General features: G+C 67.4%; 4 protein-coding genes and 1 tRNA gene. All 5 read left to right on the top strand.

The features are described from left to right. Positions 1-11: 11 nt before the first annotated feature. The 5 genes from U5809_RS26905 to U5809_RS26925 all read left to right on the top strand — a co-directional run bounded on the left by U5809_RS26905 (position 12) and on the right by U5809_RS26925 (position 6,714). Positions 12-107, top strand: a tRNA-Sec gene (locus tag U5809_RS26905). An 802-nt stretch (positions 108-909) separates the two neighbouring features. After that, positions 910-1,911 (top strand): FHA domain-containing protein, encoded by a 1,002-nt coding sequence (locus U5809_RS26910; RefSeq protein WP_322088736.1) that lies wholly within the window; start codon positions 910-912, stop codon positions 1,909-1,911. Between the two features lie 17 nt (positions 1,912-1,928). Then, positions 1,929-5,957, top strand: a complete 4,029-nt coding sequence (locus U5809_RS26915) for a TOMM system kinase/cyclase fusion protein (protein ID WP_322088737.1) — start codon at positions 1,929-1,931, stop codon at positions 5,955-5,957. Between the two features lie 33 nt (positions 5,958-5,990). Further along, the gene (locus U5809_RS26920) at positions 5,991-6,335 is read left to right on the top strand and encodes a BMA_0021/BMA_0022 family TOMM bacteriocin (RefSeq protein ID WP_107937988.1); all 345 of its coding nucleotides are present in this window, start codon (positions 5,991-5,993) and stop codon (positions 6,333-6,335) included. A 16-nt stretch (positions 6,336-6,351) separates the two neighbouring features. Then, positions 6,352-6,714: a BMA_0021/BMA_0022 family TOMM bacteriocin gene (locus U5809_RS26925; RefSeq protein ID WP_322088738.1), complete on the top strand. Its 363-nt coding sequence runs from the start codon at positions 6,352-6,354 to the stop codon at positions 6,712-6,714. Positions 6,715-6,793: the final 79 nt, after the last annotated feature.

Raw genomic sequence — 6,793 nt, forward strand, 5'->3', positions numbered from 1 at the left:
CTTTTCCCCACGGAAGGCATTCGTATCCGGTGGTACGGCCGGGCTTCAAACCCGGTTGGGGGTGTCAGACACTCCCGGGTCAGTTCGACTCTGGCTGCCTTCCGCCACAGTGATTCCCCGCGATGGATGCATGCCGTGCCGCGCAGTGCGGAGTATCGCGTCTCGAACCGTTCTTCCTGAACCTCTCTCGTTGGTACGTCGCGCGTCGAGCTGCAAGCGGTGACGGCAAGACGAGGTACGCGTTGCTCGTCCCGAACAAGAAAAATCCATCCCTGCCGTGGGCGGTCCGCAGAATTTTTCCGATTCGAATCCCGAAGTAAAAGAGGGATGAATTGTCGCGGGCCCGATTTGAAAGGCAGGATTATCTTTCATGCGCATAAACGGCACACCTTGATAATTGAATAAGTGAAGAATATTGCAATCAAAACGCTGGTGATGATTGTGCGATTTTCGGAAACGATCAAGCTGATCTCAATCTCGATCGGGACGGTTTTGTGATACGGGGTTTGCAAGCCAGGTCGGGCACATTGCCGGACGTCGGGACGGCTGGGTGCCAGTGCCGTCGTGAAACGCGTGACGAGCTTTTCGACCCCTAAACTTTTCCTGAAATCTGTCGAAAATGTAAGGCGTTATATTTCGAAATCGCAAATCGATTATTCCGGTTGCTGTGCGTGGTTTTATTTGGCAGGATTTTCATCACGTTGCTTGGTCCCAAAAAAACAAAGCGGTCGATAATTAAATTAACGTAAATGACACATTCCGGACGGGCAACGGTTTGACGGAAAGATGACAAGAAAAGTGGTGAGGCGGCGAACAGGCGACATCGTTCGCAATCGGTGAATCAATCGCTTGCCCGGCAACGTCGATGCATCACGCCATCGATCCGGGTGAATCCGACACGGGGCGGTCATGGCGATACTGAAGAACGATGCTTCCGGGGACGCGTGCCTGTTGCGCGCGTATCACGTGTTCGGCCGCGATGCCACGCGCTGCGACACGGTCATTCGGGACGCATCGGTGTCCCGGGTCCATGCCCATATCCGCTGGAGCGGCGGGCTGTGGGAACTGCACGATCACAGCAGCAACGGCACGTCGGTGTCGGGCGTGCCGTTGCGCGACGGCGAGCACGCAGTGTTGCAACCCGGCGACGTGATCCGGTTCGGCCGGGCCGGTATCGCACCGTGGCGCGTCGATGCGCTCGACGATCCGGCCGATACGCTGTGGCCGATACGCGGCGCGGCGCCGCCGATCGTGCTTGCGCCGCGCCAGATCCTGCCTGCCCGTGGCGCGCGACCGGTCACGGTCGTCCGGTTGGCGGCCGGTGAATGGCTGTGCGACGACACGTTGCCACCGCGTGTGCTCCATGACGGAGATGAAGTGTCGAGCGGCGATTGCACATGGCGCGTGACGCTCGTGAGCCACGGCGCGACGATGATGCTTGCCGCGCCCACCGATCCGGCCATGCCGGCGCAACTGCTCGAATTCTTCGTCAGCCGCAACGAAGAGCACGTGCGCATGCTGCTGCACGTGCGCGGCGGCGTGGTCGATCTCGGCGAGCGGGCTCATCACTACAGCCTCGTCACGCTTGCGCGCGCCCGCTCGGCCGACATGCAGGCCGGCTACGACGCCGCCTCGCAAGGCTGGATCGACCTCGACCGGCTGGCGCACATGCTCGGTATCGATACGTCCCACGTCAACGTGCAGATTCACCGCGCGCGGAGCCAGTTCGCGGCACTGCCGGGGCTCGACGCAAGCCAGCTCGTCGAGCGCAGGCGCGGCAGCGTCCGCTTCGGCGATTTTCCGTTCCGCATCATGCGCGGCGAGCATCTCGAATGCCAGTCGGTGCCGGGCGTCGTGCTGCATCTCGGCGCGCCTCGTCCCGGGTCGGGCCCGTTCGTCCATTACTCGTGAAGGCGGGCGAGCAGGCCATGTTGGCCACCGTGTCCCGCACGCCCGTCGTGCCGGGAGCGCCCGAATCGCGGCAGCCCGTCGCGCCTTTCGTCGAGCTTGCCGGCAAGCGGCATTACCGGCTCGGCCCGCTGCTCGGCGAAGGCGGCAACGGCGTGGTGTTTCGCGCGACCTGCGGCGAAACGGGGCAGGCGGTCGCGATCAAGCTGATGCGCGAGGATGCCGCGCGGACCACGGCGGAGCGCGTGCACCAGCGTGCGCGCTTTCGGCGCGAGACGAGCCTGTGCGAAGCGCTGCGGCACCCGAACATCGTGGCGCTGCTGGACCAGGGGGAGGCGCCGGACGGGCGACTGTTCGCGGTATTCGAGCTGGTGCAGGGCCGGACCGTGCGCGACCGGCTCGCGGCGGAGGGGCCGCTGTCGGCCGTCGACACCGGGCGCCTGATGACGGAAGTGCTCGACGCGCTGGCGGCCGCGCATCGGCGCGGCATCGTGCATCGGGACCTGAAACCGCAGAATATCGTGATCGCGATGGCCGATGACGGGCCACACGCGAAGCTCCTCGATTTCGGCATCGGCGCATTGCTGCCCGGCGCGGAAGACATCGCGCGCGAGACCGCGACGCTGGCGACCGAGGTGCTCGGCTCGCCGTCCTATTGCGCGCCCGAGCAATTGCGCAACGAGCCGCCGACGCCGAGAAGCGACCTCTATGCATGGGGCCTGGTCGTGATCGAATGCCTGACGGGCGATGTCGTCATGCAGGGCACAAGCGTGGCCGACATTCTCTATCAGCAGCTCAGCCCGGTGGATGTCGCGCTCCCGCCGTCGATCGCGTCGCATCCGCTCGGCTCGGTGCTGCGGCGCGCGTTGAACAAGAATCCGGAGCAGCGCGCCGCGTCGGCCGACGAACTGGCGGAGCAGTTCCGCGCACTGAACTTCGCGGCGCTCGTTGGCCAGTTCGACGCCAGCCGTACAAGCCGTGCAAGCCGGCAGATGCGCCCGCACCCGCTCGCGCCGCGCGGCGACACGATCGCGGCGGCCGGCGAGTACCGGCAGGTCACCACGCTGTGCTGTTGCGTGGCGATTGCCGGGGAGGGCAGGCAACGCCACGCGGGAACCGATCATGGCGACCTGCTCGACGGCTACCAGGAGCAGTGGCTGACAAAGTGCGCCGACATCGCCGTCGGCTACGGCGCGCACGCGGGCGGACGGCTTGGCGACACGCTGCTGTTCCATTTCGGGCTGCAGGGCGACATCGACCGGCCCGCCCGCCGCGCGGCGCGCGCGGCGCTCGACATGGTGCGGGTGGCCGAGCGCGCGCGGTTGCCGGTGCCGGCGGCGGCCGGCGGCATCGGCGGCGACGGCTGGCGCGTCGAAGTGGCCGCCGCGATTCACGTCGGGCAGGTGCTCGCGCACGCATCGCACATGTCGGGCGTATCGACGCCCGCCGCGGCGTCACGATTGCTGAGGCTGGCCGGGCCCGGCCAGATCCTGATCAGCGACGATGCACGGCTCGCGCTCGAACGGCATGCCGACCATCGGCCGACCGCGTTGCGGCTGGCGCGTGCGGGCCTCCTGCCGCAGCCGGTTCATGAATTGTTCGGCGAGCGGCGCGCCGATACGCCGTTCGATTCGCTCGACACCGGTGTGCGGGCGCCGATGGTCGGCCGCGCGCGCGAACTCGACGCGCTGTTGCGCGCCTGGCAGGAGACGCTCGCACGATATCGTCGCGCGATGCGCGGCGAGCCTGCGCCGCACGGCATGCCGCGGCTCGTCGTCGGTGAAGCGGGCATCGGCAAGTCGCGCCTCGTGCACGAGCTGTGCGAGGCCGTGCGGAGCCAGGGCCACGCGTTCGCGCATTGCGGCTGCCTGCCGGAACGCGAGAATCATGCGCTGTTTCCGATCCTGCGGTTCATCGGCGCACATTGGCATATCGACGCCGACAGTCCGGCCGGCGGTGCGCTCGAGGCGATCGAAACGATGATCGCGCCGCTCGAGTGCGATCATGCGGCGGCCCGTGCCGCGCTCGCGACCTGGCTGGGGCTGCCCTGCGATGCGAAGGGGTTCCTGTGGTCGAGCGTACGCGAGCGGCACGCGCTGTTCGATGTCCTCGAACAATTGATCGTGTCGCTCGGCAACGGCGCGCCGGTGCTGCTCGTCGTCGAGGACGTCCAGTGGATCGACCGCTCGACCGAGGATTTTCTCGCGTACCTGCAGCGCTCGCCGCGCGCGGCCGCGCTCGCCGTCGTCTTCACGTCGCGACCCGACAAGCTCGGGCGCTGGCGCGCCACGACCGAGCGCCTGGTGCTGCGCCGCCTGCCGAGCGACGACGCGCAGCGCCTGATGTCGGCGTACCTGGGGCAGGGCGCGCCGGATCCGGCCTGGCTCGACCAGCTTGCCCGTCGCACGGCCGGCATCCCGTTGTTCATCGAGGCCGTCGCGCGCGAGCTGACCACGATCGGCGCGGACGGTTCGCTCGCAGGGCCGCGGGCCACGGATCCCTTTCCGCTTCCGCTGAGTCTCGGCGGCATGCTCGGTCTCGCGTTCGACCGGATCGACGACGCGCGCGACACCGCGCAGCTCGCCGCGACCATCGGGCTCGAGGTGGATGCGCAACTGCTCGCCGACGCGTCGCCGCACGATCGGGCCACGCTCGACGGACATCTGCGGCTGTTGCTCGAAGAGCGGATCGTGTACGCGCAGCACCGGCGCGATCGTGTGTTCTATGCGTTCCGCCACGCGTTGATTCGCGACGCGGCCTATGAATCGATGCCGCCCGCGGTGCGGCGCGGCAACCATGCGCGTGTCGGCCGCGCGCTGATTGCGGAAGCCGATCGGGGTGCCGGTGCGCACACGTTCGGTGTCGCCGGGCACTTCGCGCGCGCGGGCGACCTGGCCGATGCGATCGCACACGGCATCGATGCGGCGCGCCGCGCGCTCGAGGGCGCGCGGTACGACGACGCGATCCGCTACGGGCAAGCCGTATTCGAATGGCTCGGCCACGCCGACTACGCGCAACGCGAACACGACAGCGCGCGCATCCGCACGACGTTGACGCACGCGACGATGGCACGGTTCGGCTGGGCGGACCCGCAGGTGCGCGAGCATGCGGAGCAGCTGCTGAAACAGGTGCAGACGCTCGACGACCCGGAGCTCGAGACCAGCGCGCTATGGACCTTGTCGACCTACTACCACGTCGCGGGAGACCGTCCCACCGTGCGCGGGATCGGCTTGCGGCTCGACGCGCTCGCGACCGAGCGCGGCGATGCCGGCGTTCAGGTCGCGGCGGACGCGATGCGCGGCATGAGCCTGTGGGTCGACGGCCACTATGCGCGCGCCCGCGCCGCGTTCGATGCGGTGCTGGCGGGCTACGACGTGCGGCGCGACGCGAACCATCGGCGCATCCTCGGGCTCGATACGCGTGCGTGGACGATGGCGTCGCTGGCGAGCGTGCGCTGGTGCATGGACGACGATCCGCGCGCCGCGCTCGCGATGGCGCACGACGCGGTGTATTGCGCAACCTGCCTCGACCACTTGCCGACGCTCGGCGTCACGATGATGTACCTCGCGCGCACGTACCAGCTTGCGGGCGATCGCGACGCGGCGCTCGCGCTGTCGGAAGCGATTCTGCGCCTGTCGGAGATTCATCGGCTGCGCGCGGTCGGGCACTACGTGGCGATCATTCGCGCGTGGGCGCAGGGCGACCGCGCGGGTGTCGTCGAGCACCTCGATGCGCAGCGGCAGTCGGGCGGACTGCTCGGGCTGACCTACTACGCGTCACTGCTGGCGGAGCTGGATGCCGCGCGCGGCGAGTACGGCGCCGCGCTTGCCCGGATCGACGAATGCCTCGCATGGTGCGAGTCGACCGGGGAGCGCTATTACGAAGCGCAACTGCTGATGAAGAAATGCGAGTACTTGCGCCTGGCCGATCCGCGATGCGGCGGCGTGGCCGCGCTGGACGCGTGCCGGCGTGCAGTCGAAATTGCAACAACGGCGGGCATGGGCCGCATCGCCAGGCTCGCCGCAGCGCTGTTGCAGTCGTTGCCGTAAGTGGTTCCATTCATCAATCAGGAGAACAGAGAGATGAGCAAGGATCTTCGATTACCGACGTACGAGCAGTTTCTCGAATACCGCGCAACCGTCATCCGGGCAATCGCGCTGGCGTGGCATTCGCCGGCGTTTCTCGACGAGCTCGAGGCCGACCCGGTCGAGGCGCTGCGCGAGCATTTCGACTATCACTTTCCGTTCCGGCTCGACCTGAAGGTTCAGCCGAAATCGTCCGAGTGGACGCCGACCGTCAATGGCGACTGGACGGCCGGCCGGAGAAACAAGCTCACGCTGTACCTGCCGCCCGCACCGGCGGACAAGGCGCAATTCGCGCAGGCGCTGGCCGCCTACAACGCGAACCACATCACCATCATGGAATGACCGCGGGGATATCGACATGGCAAACAACAACGCGAATCCGACGCTCGAATCGATGCTGGAGTTCCAGAAGGTCTATCTGCGCGCGATTGCACTTTCGTGGCGGAACCCGGAATTCAAGGGCGAGTTGCTGGAGAAGCCGCTGGAGACGCTCGCGAAATACTTCGGTTACCAGTGCCCGTGGATCGTCGACATCGAGGTCCTCAAGACACCCGGCGATCATGGCTGGAAGAGCCACGGCAACGGTGGCGGCAGCTGGCACCTGCCGCGCAACGTGATGACGGTCGGCATACCGGAGCAGCCGTTAAGCCTGGACGAGGAGGCCGTTGCGCTCGCGGCCTACTGCGACGCCGGGCCGAGTTACCTGTTCACCTGCTGCTGACGCGGCGCGGTCGCGCCGTGCACCGTCGCGGGGCCCCGGGGCGGCCCGCGGGGGGTTTACCCCCGCCCGGGACCCCCAA

Origin of the sequence: Burkholderia sp. BCC1999 (genome assembly GCF_905339975.1) — a bacterium.
Taxonomy (GTDB): domain Bacteria; phylum Pseudomonadota; class Gammaproteobacteria; order Burkholderiales; family Burkholderiaceae; genus Burkholderia.

What these genes read in the sequence shown, in the direction of transcription:
- U5809_RS26925 (WP_322088738.1), top strand. Translation starts at nt 6,352, where the DNA reads ATGGCAAACAACAACGCGAATCCGACGCTCGAATCGATGCTGGAGTTC.
- U5809_RS26915 (WP_322088737.1), top strand. Translation starts at nt 1,929, where the DNA reads ATGTTGGCCACCGTGTCCCGCACGCCCGTCGTGCCGGGAGCGCCCGAA.
- U5809_RS26920 (WP_107937988.1), top strand. Translation starts at nt 5,991, where the DNA reads ATGAGCAAGGATCTTCGATTACCGACGTACGAGCAGTTTCTCGAATAC.
- U5809_RS26910 (WP_322088736.1), top strand. Translation starts at nt 910, where the DNA reads ATGGCGATACTGAAGAACGATGCTTCCGGGGACGCGTGCCTGTTGCGC.